Source organism: Streptomyces sp. NPDC104814 (assembly GCF_055583185.1).
On record NZ_JBVJOL010000002.1, the window covers coordinates 805,961 to 826,351 of the forward strand.

19 protein-coding genes are annotated in these 20,391 nt (G+C 71.2%); 9 read left to right on the plus strand and 10 right to left on the minus strand.

Translation table 11 applies throughout. The features are described 5' to 3' along the window. Positions 1 to 41 precede the first annotated feature (41 nt). Positions 42 to 1,169, minus strand: a complete 1,128-nt coding sequence (locus ACZ64A_RS12170) for a magnesium and cobalt transport protein CorA (protein ID WP_469809925.1) — start codon at positions 1,167 to 1,169, stop codon at positions 42 to 44. Between the two features lie 230 nt (positions 1,170 to 1,399). Here ACZ64A_RS12170 and ACZ64A_RS12175 point away from each other — a divergent pair, with 230 nt between their 5' ends. Continuing rightward, positions 1,400 to 2,197, plus strand: coding sequence for a methyltransferase domain-containing protein (locus tag ACZ64A_RS12175; RefSeq protein ID WP_469809926.1), 798 nt, complete (start codon positions 1,400 to 1,402; stop codon positions 2,195 to 2,197). Between the two features lie 29 nt (positions 2,198 to 2,226). Here ACZ64A_RS12175 and ACZ64A_RS12180 read toward each other — a convergent pair whose 3' ends face one another. Further along, positions 2,227 to 3,189 (minus strand): carbohydrate kinase family protein, encoded by a 963-nt coding sequence (locus ACZ64A_RS12180; protein ID WP_469809927.1) that lies wholly within the window; start codon positions 3,187 to 3,189, stop codon positions 2,227 to 2,229. Next, positions 3,186 to 4,124, minus strand: a complete 939-nt coding sequence (locus tag ACZ64A_RS12185) for a pseudouridine-5'-phosphate glycosidase (RefSeq protein ID WP_469809928.1) — start codon at positions 4,122 to 4,124, stop codon at positions 3,186 to 3,188. Before ACZ64A_RS12185 ends, ACZ64A_RS12180 begins: the two co-directional genes overlap by 4 nt. Before the next feature lie 65 nt (positions 4,125 to 4,189). Between ACZ64A_RS12185 and ACZ64A_RS12190 the strand changes: the two genes are divergently transcribed. After that, on the plus strand, positions 4,190 to 4,618 hold the full coding sequence (locus ACZ64A_RS12190; protein WP_469809930.1) for a VOC family protein: 429 nt from the start codon (positions 4,190 to 4,192) through the stop codon (positions 4,616 to 4,618). A 43-nt stretch (positions 4,619 to 4,661) separates the two neighbouring features. Here the strand turns inward: ACZ64A_RS12190 and ACZ64A_RS12195 are convergent, their stop codons facing one another. Then, on the minus strand, positions 4,662 to 5,216 hold the full coding sequence (locus ACZ64A_RS12195; RefSeq protein ID WP_469809931.1) for a methylated-DNA--[protein]-cysteine S-methyltransferase: 555 nt from the start codon (positions 5,214 to 5,216) through the stop codon (positions 4,662 to 4,664). Between the two features lie 67 nt (positions 5,217 to 5,283). Continuing rightward, positions 5,284 to 6,153 carry a glycerophosphodiester phosphodiesterase gene (locus ACZ64A_RS12200; RefSeq protein ID WP_469809932.1) on the minus strand — a complete coding sequence of 290 codons (870 nt, stop codon included), beginning with the start codon at positions 6,151 to 6,153 and terminating at the stop codon, positions 5,284 to 5,286. Between the two features lie 292 nt (positions 6,154 to 6,445). Between ACZ64A_RS12200 and ACZ64A_RS12205 the strand changes: the two genes are divergently transcribed. From ACZ64A_RS12205 to ACZ64A_RS12230, 6 genes are all read left to right on the plus strand, one after another. Then, a complete protein-coding gene (locus ACZ64A_RS12205; protein WP_469809934.1) occupies positions 6,446 to 7,312 on the plus strand; it encodes an MHYT domain-containing protein in 867 nt (288 codons plus the stop codon). A 40-nt stretch (positions 7,313 to 7,352) separates the two neighbouring features. After that, positions 7,353 to 9,506: an excinuclease ABC subunit UvrB gene (gene uvrB, locus ACZ64A_RS12210; RefSeq protein WP_469809936.1), complete on the plus strand. Its 2,154-nt coding sequence runs from the start codon at positions 7,353 to 7,355 to the stop codon at positions 9,504 to 9,506. A gap of 164 nt (positions 9,507 to 9,670) precedes the next feature. Continuing rightward, positions 9,671 to 10,249, plus strand: a complete 579-nt coding sequence (locus ACZ64A_RS12215) for a TerD family protein (protein WP_469809937.1) — start codon at positions 9,671 to 9,673, stop codon at positions 10,247 to 10,249. Positions 10,250 to 10,316: 67 nt separating this feature from the next. After that, a complete protein-coding gene (locus ACZ64A_RS12220; RefSeq protein ID WP_469809939.1) occupies positions 10,317 to 12,257 on the plus strand; it encodes a TerD family protein in 1,941 nt (646 codons plus the stop codon). 223 nt (positions 12,258 to 12,480) lie between these two features. Then, positions 12,481 to 13,488: a TerC family protein gene (locus ACZ64A_RS12225; RefSeq protein WP_469809940.1), complete on the plus strand. Its 1,008-nt coding sequence runs from the start codon at positions 12,481 to 12,483 to the stop codon at positions 13,486 to 13,488. A gap of 288 nt (positions 13,489 to 13,776) precedes the next feature. Beyond that, positions 13,777 to 14,877: a calcium:cation antiporter gene (locus ACZ64A_RS12230; protein WP_469809942.1), complete on the plus strand. Its 1,101-nt coding sequence runs from the start codon at positions 13,777 to 13,779 to the stop codon at positions 14,875 to 14,877. Positions 14,878 to 14,911: 34 nt separating this feature from the next. Here the strand turns inward: ACZ64A_RS12230 and ACZ64A_RS12235 are convergent, their stop codons facing one another. Then, positions 14,912 to 16,183 carry an MFS transporter gene (locus ACZ64A_RS12235; RefSeq protein ID WP_469809944.1) on the minus strand — a complete coding sequence of 424 codons (1,272 nt, stop codon included), beginning with the start codon at positions 16,181 to 16,183 and terminating at the stop codon, positions 14,912 to 14,914. Between the two features lie 222 nt (positions 16,184 to 16,405). Between ACZ64A_RS12235 and aroQ the strand changes: the two genes are divergently transcribed. Next, positions 16,406 to 16,879 (plus strand): type II 3-dehydroquinate dehydratase, encoded by a 474-nt coding sequence (gene aroQ / locus ACZ64A_RS12240; RefSeq protein ID WP_469809945.1) that lies wholly within the window; start codon positions 16,406 to 16,408, stop codon positions 16,877 to 16,879. Positions 16,880 to 17,022: 143 nt separating this feature from the next. On the opposite strand, the gene ACZ64A_RS12245 is transcribed toward aroQ, so the two are convergent. From ACZ64A_RS12245 to ACZ64A_RS12260, 4 genes are all read right to left on the minus strand, one after another. Next, positions 17,023 to 17,751 (minus strand): amino acid ABC transporter ATP-binding protein, encoded by a 729-nt coding sequence (locus ACZ64A_RS12245; RefSeq protein ID WP_469810183.1) that lies wholly within the window; start codon positions 17,749 to 17,751, stop codon positions 17,023 to 17,025. Between the two features lie 20 nt (positions 17,752 to 17,771). Further along, complete coding sequence (locus ACZ64A_RS12250) at positions 17,772 to 18,686, minus strand: amino acid ABC transporter permease (protein ID WP_469809946.1); 915 nt, start codon at positions 18,684 to 18,686, stop codon at positions 17,772 to 17,774. Between the two features lie 10 nt (positions 18,687 to 18,696). Further along, complete coding sequence (locus ACZ64A_RS12255; RefSeq protein ID WP_469809947.1) at positions 18,697 to 19,584, minus strand: ABC transporter substrate-binding protein; 888 nt, start codon at positions 19,582 to 19,584, stop codon at positions 18,697 to 18,699. A gap of 149 nt (positions 19,585 to 19,733) precedes the next feature. Beyond that, positions 19,734 to 20,390 carry an MBL fold metallo-hydrolase gene (locus ACZ64A_RS12260; RefSeq protein WP_469809948.1) on the minus strand — a complete coding sequence of 219 codons (657 nt, stop codon included), beginning with the start codon at positions 20,388 to 20,390 and terminating at the stop codon, positions 19,734 to 19,736. Between the last annotated feature and the right edge of the window lies 1 nt (position 20,391).

The window sequence follows — 20,391 nt, forward strand, 5'->3', positions numbered from 1 at the left end:
GTCGGGCCGTTGCCGAGCGCCGTGAGCCGTCGCGGCCGCCGTCACAGCCAGCCGTTGCGCCGGAAACCCCGGTACAGCGCCAGGCAGGCGACGGATATCACCCCGATGACCAGTCCGTAGCCGAACCTCCAGTGCAGCTCCGGCATGGTGTCGAAGTTCATGCCGTACACGCCGCACACCATGGTCGGCACGGCGATCACCGCGGCCCAGGCCGTGATCTTCCGCATGTCCTCGTTCTGTGCGACGGAGACCTGCGCGAGGTGCGCCTGGAGGATCGAGTTCAGCAGTTCGTCGAAGGCGGCGATCTGCTCCGTGGCGCGCAGCAGATGGTCGGAGACGTCCCGGAAGTAGGCCTGTATCTCCGGCTCGATCACCCGCATCGGCCGGTCCGCGAGCTCCAGCAGCGGCCGACCGAGCGGCACCACGGCCCGCTTCAGCTCCAGCAGCTCCCGCTTGAGCTGGTAGATGCGCCCGGGATCGACCCGGGCGCCGGTCTCCGCGAACACGTCCGTCTCCACCTGGTCGATGTCCGCCTGCACGGAGTCGATGACACCGAGGTAGTCGTCGACGACATGGTCCGCGATCGCGTGCAGCACCGCGGACGGCCCCTTGGCGAGCTGCTGCCGATCGGCCTCCAGTCCCTCGCGCACCGGGCCCAGCGAGCCGTGCCGGCCGTGCCGCACCGTGATGACGAAGTCCTGGCCGACGAACGCCATGATCTCCCCGGTGTTGACGACCTCGCTGGTCGCCGTGAGCTCCTCGTGCTCGACGTAGCAGACCGTCTTGAACACCGCGAAGAGCACCTCGCCGTACCGCTCGACCTTCGGCCGCTGATGCGCCTCGATCGCGTCCTCCACGGCCAGCGGGTGCAGGTCGAACAGTTCGGCGATGCCTTCGAACTCCTGGTCCGTCGGCTCGTGCAGACCGAGCCAGACGAAACCGTCCCCGCTCTTGCGGACCTGCCGCACGGCCTCCACCAGATCTCCGGCGGCCGGAGCGCGTACCCCGCCGTGGTACGTCACGCAGTTGACCACGGAGGAACCGAGCGGGGAGCGTGCCGGATGACTGAGGTCCACCTTCGGCCGCCGCCGGGCCAGCCGTGCCACTCCGCGCAGCCCGCCGACCCTGTCCAGCCCCGTGACCTTGCGCAGATTCCCTGTCATCGACATATGGATCTCCTCGTGTGGCTCTCCCCGCGCCGCAGCGCCGCGCCCCTTGCCGGCACGAGGACCGCGCCGGAGCCGCCAGTCTGCCAGTCCGGCGGGACGGGCGGACGGGCCTGTGGGAGGCCGATATTCCGCTTGGTTCCCGCCTGTGGACGGCGGGCCGCACGGGCGCTCGGCCGCCACCCAGAGGGTCGACCGCTCCCGGTGAGCCGGACAACTGGGATGATCGCGGCATGACGCGATCCGACGACGGCTACCTCCTCGACAACCGGCAGAGCGAGGCGGCGGAGCGCTTCGACGCCTTCACCGATCTCTTCGACCCCGTCACGTTCCGGCATCTGGAGCGCCTCGGCGTCGGGCTCGGCCGACGCTGCTGGGAGGTCGGCGCCGGCGGCACCTCCGTGGTCTCCTGGCTGGCCAAGAAGGTCGGCCCGACCGGCACGGTCGTCGCGACCGACATCGACACCACCCGGCTCGCCACCGCGGACCGGCCCCCGGTGGAAGTGCGCGTCCACGACGTGGGGGCCGAGGAACCGCCCGGGGACGGCTTCGACCTCGTCCACGCGCGTCTCGTCCTCGTCCATGTCCCGGACCGCGAGCGGGCGTTGGCATCCATGGTGCGGGCCCTGCGCCCTGGCGGGCGGCTCCTGATCGAGGACGCCGACCCCGCCCTGCAGCCCTTGGTCTGCCCCGACGAGTCCGGACCGGAGCAGCGACTGGCCAACCGCCTGCGCCAGGGCTTCCGGTCCCTGCTGGCCGACCGCGGCGCCGACCTGTCCTACGGCCGTAAACTTCCGCGTCTGCTGCGCGAGGCGGGTCTGCAGCAGGTCGAGGCGGACGCCTACTTCCCGCTCGCCTCGCCCGCCTGCGCCGCGCTGGAGGCCGCCACCGTCCGCCAGATCCGCTCCCGGCTCGTGGAGGCCGGACTCGCCACGGACGAGGACATCGACCGCCATTTGGCCAACGTCGCCTCCGGCTCCATGGACCTGGCGACGGCTCCGATGATCTCCGCGTGGGGGCGCAAGGCGTAACGCCTTCTCCGAGCATTCCTGATTCCCCGTCAGGTCACCCGGCCGGGTCGGCCGCCCACCTGGGTCACCGCGAGCGCGCCCGCCCGGCATCCCTCCTCCGCCGCCTTCCGCGGCGCGGCACCGGCCAGCAGAGCGGCCAGGAAACCACCGGTGAAGGCGTCCCCGGCGCCGGTGGTGTCCCGGGCCTTCGCCGGGAGCGCCGGAACCCGGTCGCACACGGAGCCCGACCTGGCCACCAGCGCGCCCTCGACACCCGACGTGACCACCACGAGCGGGAGATGGCGGCTCAGCTCGGCCGCCGCTTCGGCCGCGTCCGACCGCCCGGTGAGCAGGCACGCCTCGTCGCGGCTGGGCAACAGGACGTCGATCCCCTCCACCAGTGCCAGAAACCGGTCCACGCCCAGTTCCTCGAGGAACCCGGCCGACGCCGGATCCACGCTGACCGGTACGCCTCGCGCGCGTGCCGCGACGAGAGCGGCGGCCACGAGATCACGGCTCGGCTCGGAGAACAGCAGATAGCCCGACAGATGAAGCCACGCCACACCGTCCAGCAGGGCGTCCGACCAGTCGCCGCGGTCCAGCCGCAGGGAGGCGCCGCTGTCGGTGAGGAAGGTCCGTTCCGCCGCGGCCGCGGTGTCCACCAGGCAGATCACCGTCCCGGTCGGTGCCTCCGGATCGACGACCAGCCGCGGTCGCACCCCGCAGGCCTGGAGCTCGCGGGCATGCCACTCCGCCGTGTCCGCCCCGACACGGCCGAGCAGGCGCACGTCGCGCCAACCCCGACGGGACGCCCAGCAGGCCACGTTGGCGCCGGCGCCGCCGGGCACGATGCGGATCGCTGCGGCCGTGTCGGTGCCCCGGGCCGGTGCCCCGCGGTGCCGGGCGACGACGTCGGTCACCACATCGCCGACGACCAGCAGCCCACCTGGCCCACCCGGCCCGCGGCTGCCGTGATCCGATCCACCCGCCCCTGCCCGGCCCGCCGCGCTCACGCCCCCGTCCACGCCGTCGCGATGCGCGCAGCCAGTCGTACGTTGCCGCGTACCGCGGCGAGGTTGGCGCTCAGCGAGGCGCCCTCGGTGTGCCGCACCAAGTAGTCGAGCAGGAACGGTGTGACCGCCTGCCCGGTCACGGCCTCCGCCTCGCACACCTCCAGTGCCTCGGCCAGCACACGCGCGTGCAGCTCGGGATCCAGCTGTTCCGCCTCGGGTACCGGGTTGGCGACGATCAGCGCGGACCCCTGCGCCGCGAGTGCGTCCTGCGCCCGCATCACGGCGGCCACCTGCTCGGGCGTGTCCAGCCGCCAGTCCACGGGATGGCCGGAGTCGGACAGATAGAAGCCGGGAAAGCGGTCCGTGCCGTACCCGGCCACCGCCACGCCCAGCGTCTCCAGCCGCTGCAGCGTCGCCGGCACGTCCAGGATGGACTTCACGCCCGCGCACACCACGGTGATCCGCGTGCGGGCCAGCAGCCCCAGGTCGGCGGACTCGTCCTGAGTGAGGGTCCACTGCCGGTGCACTCCGCCGAGCCCGCCCGTGGCGAACACCCGCAGGCCGGCGAGCGCCGCGAGCTGAGCGGTCGCCGACACCGTGGTCGCCCCGCTCGCCCCGGACGCCACGGCGAGCGGCAGGTCGCGGTGGCCCAGCTTGCGGATGCCGTCCTCGTTCGCGACCCGCTCCAGCTGCTCCTTGTCCAGGCCGACGAGCGGGGTGCCGTCCAGGACGGCGATCGTCGCGGGCACCGCGCCTTCCTGCCGTACGGCGGCCTCCAGCTCCAGCGCCACCCGCAGGTTGCGCGGCCGTGGCAGCCCGTGCGCGATGATCGTGGACTCCAGCGCCACCACCGGCCGACGCGCGGCGAGCGCTTCCCGCACCTCTTCGGACACCACCAGCACGGCTGAGCCTCCTGTCTGTCGGTCCTGCCTCATCTCTGGCGGGCGGCGGCCCCGGTCAAACCCTTGCGGGGGCCGACGACGACGATCAACCTGGACGCATGACGGACAACTCGCCACGTCTCGACCATGTCGTCGTCTGGGTGCGCGACCCGGTCGCCGCGGCCGGCTTCTACGAGACGGCGGTCGGCCTCGCACCGGTCCGGCTCGCCGAGTTCTCCGACGGCCGGGCGCCCTTTCCGTCCGTACGGGTCAACGACGAGACGATCATCGACCTCATGCCGCTCAGCACAGCCCAGCGGATGACGATGCTGCCCGGTGCCGCGGACAGCGCGGGTCACCCGGTCAACCACATCTGCCTGTCGCTGGCCCGGGACGCCTTCGACGCCCTGCGCACCCGTCTCCAGGAAGGCGCCGTCCCGGTCTCCGACCTCGCCCATGACTCCTTCGGTGCCCGCGGCGCGGCCCGCCGCAGCTTCTACTTCCGCGACCCGGACGGCAACATCTTCGAGGCCCGGCACTACGACTGAGCCGGCGGCCGGAGCCCCGAAGCGCCCTCGGCCGTCCGCGTCCTCAGAACAGCGGCTCGGGCAGCACTCCCTCCAGGGCGAGCAGCTTGCGCTTGGTCTCCAGCCCGCCCCCGAATCCGCCGATCCCGCCGTCGCTCTCCACCACCCGGTGGCAGGGCACGACGACCGGCAGCGGATTGGCCCCCATCGCCATCCCGACCGCCTGGGCCGCGCCCGGCTGGCCGACCCGGCGGGCCAGGTCGCCGTACCCGACGACCGTGCCGTAGGGCACGCCCTCTGCCAGCTCGCGCAGCACCTGCCGGTTGAATCCGGAGATCAGCGACCAGTCCAGGGGCAGCGCGAAGTCCCTTCGCGTCCCCGAGAAGTACTCCTCGAGCTGGCGTATCGCCTCGGTCAGCAGTGGCGAGCCGGGCGCCTCGACGGGCTCGGCGCCCAGCCGGTCCGCGAGCCGCTCCAGCGCCCGGTCGCGGACCGCTTCCCTCGCGTGGAACACGACGCTGACCAGGCCCTCGCCGGTCGCCGCGAGCAGCAGCGGGCCGATGCCGCTGTCCACGACGGTCCACACGACCCGCTGCTCGTCACCCCCATGGCTGTTCATGACGACCACCGTACGACCCGCCACTGACAACGCCCCCCCGGAGCGGACCCGGGCGGCCCGGCCCCGCCTATCCCGCGAGCGCCGCGCGCACCACGTCGGGCTTGTTGGAGATGACGCCGTCCACGCCGTACCCGGCGGCCTTGCGAGCGCTCGTCGCGTCGTCGACGGTCCAGGTGGAGACCTCCAGCGGCTTGCCGTGCGCGCCGACGAGGGCGTGGACGGCGTCGACGTAGGAGGTGGAGATGGAGCTGAAGGTCGGGTTGATCTCGTCGACGAAGCCCGCGTAGCGCGGCAAATCCACCACGTTCGGGGTGCCGAGGAACCCGGTCCTCACCGCCGGCTTCAGCTGGTGCACCGTGCGCACGCTGTCCGCGCTGAAGCTCTGGATCACCAGGCGGTTCGCGACGTGCGGCGCGTCGAGCCAGCCCTCGTTGGCCAGCAGCTTGAGGGTCTGCCGCTCGATGCCCGGGTAGATCTCCGGGTTCTTCAGCTCCAGCAGCAGGCGCTCGTGGTTGTGCTCGACGCGGCGCATGTACTGAGCCAGCGTCGGCACGCGCGTGCCCGCGTACTCGGGGCCGAACCAGCTGCCCGCGTCCAGACGGGCGATCTCGGCGGCGGTGAAGTCCTTCACCTTCCAAGGAGCGCGGTCGGGGTAGAGGTCCTCGACGTTCGTGGTGCGCTTGAGGCTGTCGTCGTGGATCACGACGAGCTTGCCGTCCTTGGTGCGCTGGACGTCGTTCTCCACCCAGCGGAAGCCGAGCGCGGCCGCCTTGTCGATGGCGGGCAGGGTGTTCTCGGGGGCGTAGGCCGAGGCGCCGCGGTGAGCGATGACCACGGGCGACTCGGTGACGACGGCGTGGGTGCCGGGTGCGGTGAACAGAAGGATGGCGCTGGCCAGGAGCGCGGTGGTCGTGGCGGCAAGTGCGCGCGCGTGCATGCGGACTCCTCGCGTCGGACGATCACAGACAACGATCACAGACAGCTCAACTCTGACAGCAGAGCGTCAGCGACGGGGGAGCGCAGAATGGCCACAGATTGAATGGAGTTGCCCAAGTCCGCTCACTGCGGGCGCACATCTGAGGCAAGGGCGTGTTTCTTTGCCGGAAAATCGTTCGACCATTCCGGTGGGGGTCATACTCTCTGCCTCAACCCTGGCCGCTGGAGCGCGCCCGGGAGGGGGTGCATTTCAGGAGATTCCCGGGCGGAACAGGGCGGAAGGGCAGCCGCGCATGCAGGGCACGGTCGACGGATTCAGCTACGGACTCGTCACACCGGTGGTGGCCTACCTCATGGCCTGCCTGGGAGGCGCCCTCGGCCTGCGCTGCACCACCCGCGCGCTGCTCTTCGCCCACGCCTGGCGCCCGGGCTGGCTGGCCCTCGGCTCGGCGGCCATCGGCTCCGGCATCTGGACGATGCACTTCGTGGCGATGATGGGCTTCACCATCGACCAGGCCCCGATCCACTACGACAAACCCACGACCTACGCGAGCCTCGGCGTCGCCGTCGTCATGGTCGGCATCGGGATCTTCATCGTGGGCTACCGGGGCGCCAGCGGGACGGCGCTGTTCACCGGCGGCACGATCACCGGTCTCGGCATCGCCTCCATGCACTACCTCGGCATGGCCGGCCTGCGATTCCACGGGCAACTGGAGTACAACACCGTCACCGTCGCCGCTTCCGTCGTCATAGGCATGGCCGCCGCCACCGCCGCACTGTGGGCCGCCGGGCAGGTCCGGGGCTTCCTGTGGAGCGTGGGTGCCAGCCTCGTCATGGGCCTCGCCGTCAGTGGCATGCACTACACCGGCATGGCCGCCGTCAGCGTCCACCTCCACGGCACCGGCGCCCCCGGCGAAGGCGACTCGCCGGCGTCCCTGCTCGCCCCGATGCTGGTCGGACCGCTCGCCTTCCTCTGCCTGGCCGCGGCCGTGGTGATCTTCGACCCGCACATGGTCGCCGGCCGGCCCGCCCGGCCGGCCGCCGAGCCCCGGCCCGGCGTCCCCGCCCACACCCCCGCCCGCCGGCCCGTGCGCCGCGCACCCCTGCGCCCCGACCACGACCTGGGCCGACGCCGCTCGCGGGCCCCGCAGAACCGCTGATCCGACCCCGTTGTCAGTGGCGGGTCGTACGGTTGATGTCATGCGGCCCGTTTCCCACATCGAACGCACAGTGGCGCCCATCGAGGTCGTCAGCCCGTACCAGCCCAACGGCGACCAGCCGACGGCCATCGCCGACCTGGCGCGGCGCATCCAGGCCGGTGAGAAGGACGTCGTCCTGCTGGGCGCGACCGGCACTGGCAAGTCCGCCACCACCGCGTGGATGATCGAGAAGCTCCAGCGCCCCACCCTGGTGATGGCGCCGAACAAGACGCTGGCCGCCCAGCTGGCGAACGAATTCCGCGAGCTCCTGCCCAACAACGCGGTCGAATACTTCGTCTCGTACTACGACTACTACCAGCCCGAGGCGTACGTCCCGCAGTCGGACACGTACATCGAGAAGGACTCCTCGATCAACGAGGAGGTCGAGCGGCTGCGCCACTCCGCGACCAACTCGCTGCTCACCCGGCGCGACGTCGTCGTGGTCGCCTCCGTCTCCTGCATCTACGGCCTGGGCACCCCTCAGGAGTACGTGGACCGCATGGTCCCGCTGAAGGTCGGCGAGGAGATCGACCGCGACGAGCTGCTGCGCCGCTTCGTCGACATCCAGTACACGCGCAACGACATGGCCTTCAGCCGCGGCACCTTCCGGGTCCGCGGCGACACCATCGAGATCTTCCCGGTCTACGAGGAGCTGGCCGTCCGCATCGAGATGTTCGGCGACGAGATCGAGGCGCTCACCACCCTGCACCCGATCACCGGCGAGATCATCAGCGACGAGGAGCAGCTGTACGTCTTCCCCGCCTCCCACTACGTCGCCGGCCCCGAGCGCATGGAACGCGCCATCAAGGGCATCGAGTCCGAGCTGGACGAGCGGCTGACCGAGCTGCGCAAGCAGGGCAAGCTCCTGGAGGAGCAGCGGCTGCGCATGCGCACCACCTACGACCTGGAGATGCTCCGCCAGATCGGCACCTGCTCCGGCGTCGAGAACTACTCGATGCACTTCGACGGCCGCGCTCCCGGCACCCCGCCGAACACGCTGCTCGACTACTTCCCGGAGGACTTCCTCCTGGTCATCGACGAGTCGCATGTCACGGTCCCGCAGATCGGCGCCATGTACGAGGGCGACGCCTCCCGCAAGCGCACCCTCGTCGAGCACGGTTTCCGGCTGCCCTCCGCGCTGGACAACCGGCCGCTGAAGTGGGAGGAGTTCCAGCAGCGCATCGGGCAGACCGTCTATCTGTCGGCCACCCCCGGAAACTACGAGCTGTCGCGCTCCAAGGGCGTCGTCGAGCAGATCATCCGCCCCACCGGCCTGGTCGACCCCGAGGTCGTCGTCAAGCCGACCGAGGGCCAGATCGACGACCTGGTGCACGAGATCCGCAAGCGGGTCGAGAAGGACGAGCGCGTCCTGGTCACCACGCTCACCAAGAAGATGGCCGAGGACCTCACGGACTATTTCCTGGAGCTCGGCATCCAGGTGCGCTATCTGCACAGCGACGTCGACACCCTGCGGCGCGTCGAGCTGCTGCGCGAACTGCGCTCCGGCGAGTTCGACGTCCTGGTCGGCATCAACCTGCTGCGTGAGGGACTGGACCTGCCCGAGGTCTCCCTGGTGGCGATCCTCGACGCCGACAAGGAGGGCTTCCTGCGCTCGGGCACCTCGCTGATCCAGACCATCGGCCGCGCCGCCCGTAACGTCTCCGGCGAGGTCCACATGTACGCCGACAAGATCACCCCGGCGATGGAGAAGGCCATCGAGGAGACCAACCGCCGCCGGGAGAAGCAGGTCGCCTACAACAAGGCGAACGGCATCGATCCGCAGCCGCTGCGGAAGAAGATCAACGACATCGTCGCGCAGATCGCCCGCGAGGACGTCGACACCGAACAGCTGCTCGGCACCGGCTACCGGGCGAAGAAGGACGGCCGCGGCACCAAGGCGCCCGTGCCCTCCCTGGGCGCACACACGGCCAAGAACACCAAGGCCACCAAGACCGCCAAGGGCAAGGGCAAGGCCAAGGAGACCGTGCCCACCGACCAGCCGGCGACCGAGCTGGCCGGGCAGATCGAGGAGCTCACCGAGCGGATGCGTGCCGCCGCCGCCGATCTGCAGTTCGAGATCGCGGCCCGGCTGCGCGACGAGGTCTCGGAGATGAAGAAGGAGCTGCGCCAGATGAAGGAGGCGGGCCTGGCCTGACGGCCGTGGCCCCCTGCCACCCGGGCCCCGGTGTGCACGCACTGTGTTGCAAGACCGACACAAAGCATGCGCCGGGGTTCGGCACTGTCAGTGCCGCTGCGTAGGGTTCTGATCAACCGCGCACCGTGCGGCAACAGGGGACTGCTCGAGAGGGGAATCAGCGCGTGACCGTCAACTTGACCAAGGGTCAGGCCATCAGTCTGCAGAAGAACGACGGTGGCAGCCTGACCGCGGTGCGCATGGGCCTCGGCTGGCAGGCGGCCCCTCGCCGCGGCCTGTTCGGCACCCGCACCCGCGAGATCGACCTCGACGCCTCCGCCGTCCTCTTCGCGGACAAGCAGCCGGTCGACGTCGTCTTCTTCCGCCACCTGGTGAGCGACGACGGCTCCGTACGGCACACCGGCGACAACCTCGTCGGCGGCGTCGGCCAGGGCGGTGACGACGAGGCCATCCTCGTCGACCTGCAGCGCGTCCCGGTCCACATCGACCAGATCGTCTTCACGGTGAACTCCTTCACCGGGCAGACCTTCCAGGAGGTACAGAACGCGTTCTGCCGCCTGGTCGACGAGACCAACGGCCAGGAACTGGCCCGCTACACGCTCGCGGGCGGCGGCGCCTACACGGCCCAGATCATGGCGAAGGTCCACCGTGCGGGCACCGGCTGGACGATGACGGCCCTGGGCTCCCCGGCCAACGGCCGCACCTTCCAGGACCTGATGCCGACGATCTGGCCGCTGCTCTAGACGCAGCAACGGGGCGGGCGCGGCCGGCACGCCGCACGACACGGTGACACCGAGGGGGACCTGAGCGATGACGGCCGAGCTGATGCGGGGGCAGAACCACCCGCTGGACCAGGTGCGCCTGGAGATCCGGGTCTCGGCCGGAGCCCCGGTCGTGGCCGCCGCGACGCTCGTCGACGAGGCCGGCAGGGTACGGGGACCGGAGTGCGTGATCCATCCCGGCGCTCCCGCGCTGCCTGGCCTCGAAGTCCCCCGGCAGGCGGCCGCCGCCCACCGTCTCGCGGTGGACCTGGCCGCCGTGCCGGACGCCGTGCACCGCGTCGACGTGCTGCTCGCCCTGCCCACCGGGACCGGCGGCCCGGTCCGCTTCGGCGCGGTCGCCGCCCCGTTCGTCGCGGTCACCGGCCTCGACGGCGGGGAGGTGGCCACCTTCACCCTCACCGGTCTGGACGCCGAGTCCGCGGTCGTCGCCCTGGAGCTGTACCGCAGACAGGGCGCCTGGAAGGTCCGCGCGGTCGGCCAGGGATACGCCGGCGGACTCGCGGAGCTCCTCGCCGACCAGGGACTGGCCGAGGCCCCGCAGGTGGCGGACGAGATCAACGAGGCGGTGACACGGGGGCTCACCCGCTCGGTCCAGGCGCCGCGTTCCCCGGACGGCACGCCCACCCGCCAGTCGGCGGCCTCGCAGCCCGCAGCAGTCCCCCCGCAACCGGCCGGCGTTCCCCCGTACGCCGCCGTAGCCGCGGGCGAACCGGGCGCCGTAGCGGACCGGCCGTCGCCGCCGGCCACCGGCGGCCCGATCGACTACACGCACCCGGGACGGCACACCGCCCCACCCACGCCCGCGCCGAGCGCCCCCGCCCCGCCGCCCGGACAACCCGCCCAGCCCGTAGCCGGTGACGCGACCGGGTGGACGATGGACGAACGGCTCTACAACCAGGTGTGGGGCATGTTCGAGGACTTCGCCCGCACGGCCGCGGCCTACCGCAGCGCCGTCGACTTCGCGGAGACCCGGCAGGAGAAGGAACTCGACCGGATCCTGTCCGACCCCCGCAGCCGGATCGGCGGCCAGGGCGACGCGGCCCGCGAGGAGGCGCGCGCCCGGTACGGCGCGCTCGTCGACCAGGCCCGGCAGGCGTTCGACCGGGACGTGGCCCAGCTGATCGCCGAGGCCGAGGTCGTGGAGCCGGCCCTGCCGCCCGCGTACGCCCGGTGGGACAGCCCGGTCTGGCACGGCTACCGGGTGCCGATGGAGATGCCGATGGCGTTGCGTCTGGGCGATCTGACCCTGCCCGAGAGCGACCGGCTGCGCATCCCGATGCTGGTGAGGCTGCCGCTGGAGCGCGGCCTGTGGATCGACAGCGGGCGCGTGGCCTCGGAGGCCGGGGCCTTCACCGACGGCCACGCGAGGCGACGGCTGGCGATGGAGGCGGCGGTCGCGCATGCCGCACGGCTCCTCGCCGCGCATCCGGCGGGCGAGTTCACCGTCCATGTGATCGACCCGGCCGGTGCGGCGGCACACGCCCTGGCGCCGCTGACGGACACCGGCGTGCTCGCCGGGCCGCCGGCCGTAGGCGCCGCCGGTGTGGCGGACGTGCTGGGCCGGCTGACGCAGCGTGTGGACCTGGTGCAGATGGCGGTGCGCGGTGGCGCGGCCGACTCCCTGCCTCCCGGCTTCGACACCGCTCAGCAACTGCTGGTCGTCAACGACTTCCCGCACGGATTCGACGACCGGGCCGTGACCCAGCTGCGCTACCTCGCCGACGAGGGCCCGTCCGTCGGCGTGCATCTCATGATGGTCGCCGACCGTGAGGACGCCGCCGGTTACGGTCCGTTGCTCGATCCACTGTGGCGAGCCCTGCTGCGGCTGACCCCGGTGGCCGACGATCACTTGGCCGACCCGTGGGTCGGACACGCCTGGACGTATGAGCCGGCGCTCGTCCCGGCCGGCAGTCAGGTGCTCCGCCAGGTCCTGGCCCAGGTGTCGGCCGAGCGCACCAAGTACGTGTAAAGAGCCTCTCACCAGGTATTTTGGTACTTCCTTTGCCAATCACTTTACCTTTCCTTGGTGGTTGGGTACCGTGGAGGGCACGGAGGGGAGTACTCCCTGTCGCTGCGGCGTCCCCGTCAATACGGATCACCATTGGTCCCGGGGCGTCGGCCCGTCCGCGGGTGGAAGAGACCTCCGGTAGCGATGACGCCGGCTACGTGCCGTGATGACTGCCGGAGGTGCAGTGGACGTTTCCATGACCTTGTGGGTCCTGACCATCGTGGGTCTCGCCACCCTGATCGCGGTCGATTTCTTCATCGGCCGCAAACCGCACGACGTGTCCATCAAGGAAGCCGGTATCTGGACGGTCGTCTGGATCGCCCTCGCGGGCCTCTTCGGACTCGGCCTGCTGCTCTTCGGTGGCGGACAGCCCGCCGGTGAGTTCTTCGCCGGTTTCATCACCGAGAAGTCGCTGAGCGTCGACAACCTCTTCGTCTTCGTCCTGATCATGGCGAAGTTCGCGGTGCCGTCGCAGTACCAGCAGCGGGTGCTCCTCGTCGGTGTGCTCATAGCCCTGGTCCTGCGGGCCGTCTTCATCGCCGCGGGTGCCGCGATCCTCGCCAGCTTCTCGTGGGTCTTCTACCTCTTCGGAGCCTTCCTCATCTGGACCGCCTGGAAGCTGATCCAGGAGGCCCGGGCCGACGAGGAGGACGAGGAGTACGAGGAGAACAAGCTCCTCAAGGCCGTCGAGGGCAGGTTCGGCGTCGCCGACCGCTACCACGGCACCAAGCTGTGGATCCGGCAGAACGGCAAGCGGATCATGACCCCGATGCTCGTGGTCATGCTCGCGATCGGTACCACCGACGTGCTGTTCGCCCTGGACTCCATCCCCGCGATCTTCGGCCTGACCCAGGACCCGTACATCGTCTTCACGGCCAACGCCTTCGCGCTGATGGGCCTCCGGCAGCTGTACTTCCTCATCGGCGGCCTGCTGAGGAAGCTGGTGCACCTGAGCTACGGACTGTCGATCATCCTCGGCTTTATCGGCGTCAAGCTGGTGCTGCACGCACTGCACGAGTCGGGGGTCCACGTCCCGGAGATCAGCATCCCGGTCTCCCTCGGTGTCATCCTCGCCGTTCTGCTGGTCACGACGCTCACCAGCCTCCGGGCCTCCCGCAAGCAGGCGGCCCTCGAGGCGGGCGAGCAGGAGCAGCACAGCACCGACGCCGCGAAGGACAACGTCCAGGCATGACGAGGGCGGCCGGCCGCGCCCGACGACAGCGGCCGGCCCGCCCCGATGACCGCGGCCGGCCCCGCATCATGGCCTCGGTACGCCCTGCGCCGTCGGGCCGCCCCATCCCGCAGACGCCCCGCCCCCTCCGTCTCTCACCGACGACTACCGACGACCACCGAGAGGAGACGCCCTATCCCGCACAGCAAGAACCCCCTCACCCGGACCTCGGCACCGGAAGGCGCCGGACCGGCGCACACACCGGACGACCGGAATGCGAAGCCCGCCGCCCTCTGCGACGATCGGCCCATGATCGCTCGGCTCAGGTCGCTCACCACCCAGTGGACGTCCCTCGTGCCCCTGCTCGCGGTCGTACTGCTGGTCTTCACCTGGGGACGCGACATGCCCGGCGCGGTCGTCGCCGTGATGACGGTGGTCCTCGCCGGTGCCGTCCTGGCCGCTGTCCATCACGCAGAGGTGGTCGCCCACCGGGTGGGCGAACCCTTCGGATCCCTGGTGCTCGCCGTCGCCGTCACGATCATCGAGGTCGCGCTGATCGTCACCTTGATGGCCGACGGTGGCGACAAGTCCTCCACCCTGGCCCGGGACACGGTGTTCGCCGCCGTGATGATCACCTGCAACGGTGTCGTCGGGATCAGCCTGCTTGTCGGCTCCCTGCGCCACGGCACGGCGATCTTCAACCCGGAGGGCACCGGAGCCGCCCTCGCCACGGTGGCGACCCTGGCCACGCTCAGCCTGGTGCTGCCCACGTTCACCACGAGCAAGCAGGGACCGGAGTTCTCCCCGGCACAGCTCACCTTCGCCGCGCTGTCCTCGCTGATCCTCTACGGCTTGTTCGTGGCGACGCAGACCATGAGACACCGCGACTACTTCCTCCCGCTCACCCGGGAGGGCCAGGTCATCACCGAGGACGACCACGCGCAGGCGCCCTCCGCGCGGACGGCGAAGATCAGCCTGGGCCTGCTGGCCCTCGCCCTGATCGGCGTGGTGGGTCTCGCCAAGGGGGTCTCGCCGACCATCGAGAAGGGCGTGGCCGCCGCCGGGCTGCACCACGCCGTCGTCGGCGTCATCATCGCGCTGCTGGTGCTGCTGCCCGAGACCATCGCCGCGGTGCGTTCCGCGCGCCGCGACCGGGTGCAGACCAGCCTGAACCTGGCGCTCGGTTCCTCCATGGCCAGCATCGGCCTGACCATCCCCGCGGTCGCCCTGGCGTCCATCTGGCTGTCCGGGCCGCTGGTCCTCGGCCTCAACTCGCTCCACATGGTGCTGCTGGCCCTGACCGTCGTGGTCGCCTCGCTGACCGTCGTACCGGGCCGGGCCACACCGCTCCAGGGAGGCGTGCACCTGGTGCTCTTCGCGGCGTATCTGGAGCTGGCGATCAATCCTTAGGGGCATCTTCGGCGCCCGCACCAGGGCCGTGCGGTCAGTCCACCGCCGGGCCGACGACCGGCAGCGGTACCGGGCGGGTCTCCGGCAGCAGGGCGAAACAGCCGAGGCTGAGCAGAGCGATCCCGGTCAGATACGCCCCGACACCCCAGGGCACCCGCCCGCCGTGTTCGGCCAGCGCGGTCGCCACGATCGGGGTCAGCGCGCCGCCGAGGACCCCGCCGAGGTTGTAGCCCACCGCAGCGCCCGTGCAGCGCACCCGCGGCTCGTACAGCTCGGGCAGGTAGGCGGCGATGACGGCGAACATGGTGACGAACGCGATCAGGGCACCCACGATGCCGAGGAACATCGGCAGTGGCTCGCCGGTGGCGAGCAGCGCGACCATCGGGAACATCCACAGCGCGGAGGCCGCACACCCCGTCAGACACAGGGGCCGCCGCCCGAAACGGTCGCCCAGCATCGCCGCCAGCGGTGTCAGCGCACCCTTGATCACCACGGCCGCCATGATGCAGCCCAGCATCACCGGGCGGCTCACCCCGAGCCGCTCCGTCGCGTAGGCCAGCGACCAGGTCGTCACGGCGTAGAAGATCGCGTAACCGGCCGCGAGTGCACCGGCCGTCAGCAGGACCAGCCGCCGGTGATTTCGCACGATCTCGGCGAGCGGCACGCGCGCGTGGTCGTCGATCTCCAGGAACCGCGGGCTCTCGGTGAGCGACGACCGCAGCCACAGCCCCGCCAGCGCCAGCACGCCCGCCGCCCAGAACGGCACCCGCCACCCCCAGGCGGCGAACTCGGCGTCCGTGAGCACCGAGGAGGGGGCCAGCACCATCGCGTTGGCGAGCAGGAACCCGACCGCCGGCCCCACCTGCGGAAAACTCGACCACAGGGCGCGGCGCGCGGCCGGGGCGTGCTCCGCGGTGAGCAGCACCGCGCCGCCCCACTCGCCGCCGAGGCCGAGCCCCTGCACGAACCGCAGCACGACCAGCAGCAGCGGGGCTGCGGCGCCGATCGTGCCGTACGTCGGCACACAGCCGACGCCCACGGTCGCGGCCCCCGTGAGCAGCAGGGAGGCGATGAGTACGGGCCGCCGCCCGTGCCGGTCGCCGATGTGCCCGAAGAGCACCGAGCCGAGCGGGCGGGCGACGAATCCCACGCCGAACGTCGCGAAGGCGGCCAGCGTTCCGGCCAGCGGCGAGAAGGAGGGGAAGAACAGCGGGCCGAGGACCAGGGCGGCCGCGGTCCCGTAGACGAAGAAGTCGTAGAACTCGATGGCCGTGCCCGCGAGCGAGGCGACCGCGAGCCGTGGCATGGACGGTGTCCTCGCGCTGCGTACGTCGTGCATGCCGCGTCAACCACCCGCGCTCACCCAGGGTTACGGGGCGCGTGGAGGCACGGGGGCCGATCGGCGGGCGATGGCGGTGCGCCGGTGGGGAGAGGGGGGAGGGCCCGTCGGCGGGGCAGCGCACCGTGATAAACCGAGGAGCGAGCAGCGGCCCCGCCGGGTCGCCGACCCGACCGGACCGGAGGAACCGTGCCCCGCACCCTGGCCAGCGCGCCGATCATGATCCTGAACGGCCCCAACCTGAACCTGCTCGGGCAGCGTCAGCCGGAGATCTACGGCTCCGACACGCTCGCCGACGTCGAGGCGCTGTGCGCCAAGGCGGCGGCCGCGCACGGCGGCACGATCGACTTCCGGCAGTCCAACCACGAGGGCGAGCTGGTCGACTGGATCCACGAGGCACGGCTGAACCACTGCGGGATCGTCATCAACCCGGCCGCCTACTCCCACACCTCGGTGGCGCTCCTGGACGCCCTCAACACCTGCGACGGCATGCCGGTGATCGAGGTGCACATCTCCAACATCCACCAGCGCGAGTCCTTCCGGCACCACTCCTACGTCTCGCTGCGCGCCGACGGCGTCATCGCCGGGTGCGGGGTGCAGGGGTACGTCTTCGGTGTGGAGCGGGTCGCCGCTCTGGCGGGGGCCGCACAGACGGACGCGTAAGCCCCGCCGGCCATGGCGGGGCGCCCCTTACCGAACGCCCCGAACACTTCGGAGGCTCCGGACGCATCGGAGGCCCCGGACCGCCCCCCGGCTGTCCCTCGGCGTCCATCGCCCACGGCCGGCGTCCGGCGGGCCCGCGGCCCCTACAGCCGTCCCGCCTCCACGATCCGCCGCAGGAAGCGCCGCGTGCGCTCCTGTTGCGGGTCGCCGAAGACCTCCTGCGCGGTGCCGCGCTCCAGGACGACCCCGCCGTCCAGGAAACACACCTGGTCGGCGACATCGCGCGCGAACCCCATTTCGTGCGTGGCGAGGACCATGGTCATGCCGTCCTCCTTCAGGTCGCGCACCACGTCGAGCACCTCGCCGACCAGCTCCGGGTCGAGGGCGGCGGTGATCTCGTCGAGCAGCAGCAGCCGGGGCCGTACGGCCAGGGCGCGCACGATCGCCACCCGCTGCTGCTGGCCACCGCTCAGCCGGTCCGGGTAGGCACGCGCCTTGTCACCGAGGCCGAGGCGCTCCAGCAGCTCACGCGCGTGTGCCTCGGCGTCCGCGCGGGAGACGCCGTGGACCCGGCGCGGCGCGAGGGTGATGTTGTCCAGCACGGTCATGTGCGGGAAGAGGTTGTACGCCTGGAAGACCACGCCGATCCGGCGCCGCACCGCGTCCTGGTCCGCCCGCGGGTCGGTGATCTCCTCGCCGTCCAGCCAGATCGCGCCGTCGTCGATGTCCTCCAGCAGGTTGGCGCAGCGCAGCAGTGTCGACTTTCCGGAGCCGGAGGCGCCGATCAGCGCGGTCACGGTGTGCGGTGCGACCTCGAGGTCGACGTCCCGCAGGACGACCGAACCGCCGAAGGTCTTGCGGACGGACTCCATGCGCAGCACGGGCGCGTCACTCACAGGGAACCTCCTTGGGCACGCCGGCGGTCCATGCGGGCCGTCACCCAGTCCGTGAGGCGGGTCATCGGGATGGTCAGCGCCACGAAGACCAGCCCCGCGACGATGTACGGCGTGTAGTTGAGACTGCGGCCGACGATGATGTCCGCCGCCCGTACGGCGTCCACGGCACCGCCGATCGACACTAGGCCGGTGTCCTTCTGCAGGGACACCAGGTCGTTCAGCAGCGGCGGCACCTGGCGGCGCACCGCCTGCGGCAGCACGACGTGGCGCAGCGCCTGACGGTTGGTCAGGCCGAGGGAGCGGGCGGCGGCGCGCTGCGACGGGTGGATCGACTCGATGCCGGCCCGGAACACCTCGGCGACATACGCGGAGTACGTCAGCGTCAGCGCCGTACCGCCCAGCAGGACCGGATCGACGGTGACGCCCTGCAGGCGCAGGGCGGGCACGCCCAGGACCACGATCATCAGGTTGATGATGAGCGGCAGTCCGCGGAAGAAGTCCGTGTACGCCGCCGCGAGCGCCCGCAGCGGGAAGAACACCGGCCCGCGCAGCGTGCGGGCGATGGCGATGAGCATGCCCAGCACCAGCACCGCCGCCCCGCAGACCAGCAGCAGGCGAACGTTCAGCCACAGCCCGTCGAGCACCTTGGGCAGCGCCTCACGCGCGTACCGCGCGCTGAAGAACGTCTCCTTGGTGCGGGGCCAGCCCGGCGCGTCGACGACGACCAGATAGAGCACGACGCCCGTGACGAGCGTGGAGAGCGCCGCGACGGCCGTGGCGCGCCGGGCGCGGGCGCGCCGGAAACGCTCCCGCTCCAGCCGGCGCTGCGACGGGGTGTACCCGTCGTCGGGCATGTCGGCGTCGGCGTCCTTGCCGGAGTCCCCTCCCGACTCCTCCTTCATGACGGTCATCACGGCCCCGTCACTTCAGCACCGGCGCGTCGACGGCGTCGGAGAGCCACTGCTGCTCCAGCTTCGCGAGCGTGCCGTCCTTGCGCAGGGAGTCCACCGCGGCGGTCACGCACGGGGTGAGCGCGCTGCCCTTGTCGAGGACGAGGCCGAACTGCTCCGGAGCCGCGCCCTGGTTCTCGAACTGGCCGACGATCTTCGCGTCCGTCACCTCGGCGGAGGTGATGTAGAAGGCGGTGGGCAGGTCGACGACGATGGCGTCCACCTGACCGTTCTTCAGCGCGGACTTGGCCTGGTCGTTCTTGGCGTACGCGGCCGCGGGACGGGAGGGCCGCACGACGTCGTCGATGTAGTTCAGGCTCGTCGTGCCGACCTGGGCTCCCAGCGTGAGGCCCTTCAGATCGGCGATGCTCTTCGCCTTCGCGGCCTTGCCGCCCTTGAGCGCGATGACGGCCTGGCGGACGTCGTAGTAGCCGGACGAGAAGTCCACGGCCTTCTTGCGCTCGTCGCTGATGGAGACCTGGTTGATGTCGAAGTCGAAGGTCTTCTCGCCGGGCGCGAACGCCTTGTTGAACGGCACGCTCTGCCACACCACGGCGTTCGTGCCGTAGCCGAGGCGCTGGGCCACGGCGTAGGCGACCGCCGACTCGAAGCCCTTGCCGTTCGCGGGCTTGCCGTCCTTGAACCACGGCTCGTAGGCGGGCTCGTCGGTGGCGACGGTGACTTTGCCCGACGTTCTGGTGGCCAGTTTGCCCGGGGCGCAGGAGGATCCGCCGGCCGAGCCGGACGGCTTGGCCGTGGCGTCCCCTTCCGGCTGCGGCGCGCAGCCGACGGCGGTGGCGAGGAGGGCTACGGAGGCGGCGGCGACGGCGCCGCGCAGGGCGCGGAGGGCAGGGTGCATGGCGGGAGAGTGGCAGCGATCACCGCGTTTGTCGAGGTCACGTCGATGTCTGTCCGCATGCTGGGAACGGGTGTTGCAGCTGCGTGAACGGCCTCCCGCGCACGGCGTTCGCGCGGGGCGCGCCAACCTTCGCGCGCCCCCGGTGTCCGTCACCAGCCCCGCGCGCGCCACTCCGGCAGATGCGGCCGCTCCGCGCCCAGCGTGGTGTCGTTGCCGTGGCCCGGGTAGACCCAGGTCTCGTCGGGCAGGGCGGCGAAGATCTTGGTCTCGACGTCGTGCATCAGGCTGGCGAACGCCTTCGGGTCCTTGCGGGTGTTGCCGACCCCGCCGGGGAAGAGGCAGTCGCCGGTGAAGACGTGCGGATGCCCGTGCGGGTCGTCGTAGACGAGGGCGATCGAGCCCGGAGTGTGCCCGACGAGGTGACGGGCGGTCAGCTCCACCTGTCCGACCCGGATGGTGTCGCCGTCGTCGACGAGGACGTCGGTGGGAACCGGGATGCCCTCCGCGTCGTGGCGGCCCGCGTAGGTGCGCGCGCCGGTGGCCTCCACGACCTGCGCGAGGGCCTGCCAGTGGTCGCCGTGCTGATGGGTGGTGACGACGGACGCGATGCCGTCGTCACCGATCATGCCGAGCAGGGTGTGCGCCTCGGCGGCCGCGTCGATCAGGAGCTGTTCGTCCGTGGCCCGGCAGCGCAGCAGATAGGCGTTGTTGTCCATGGGGCCGACCGCGATCTTGGTGATCATCAGGTCCTTCAGCTCGTGCACGTCCGCCGGGCCGCCGACCGTCACCTGTCCGCTGTACGTCATG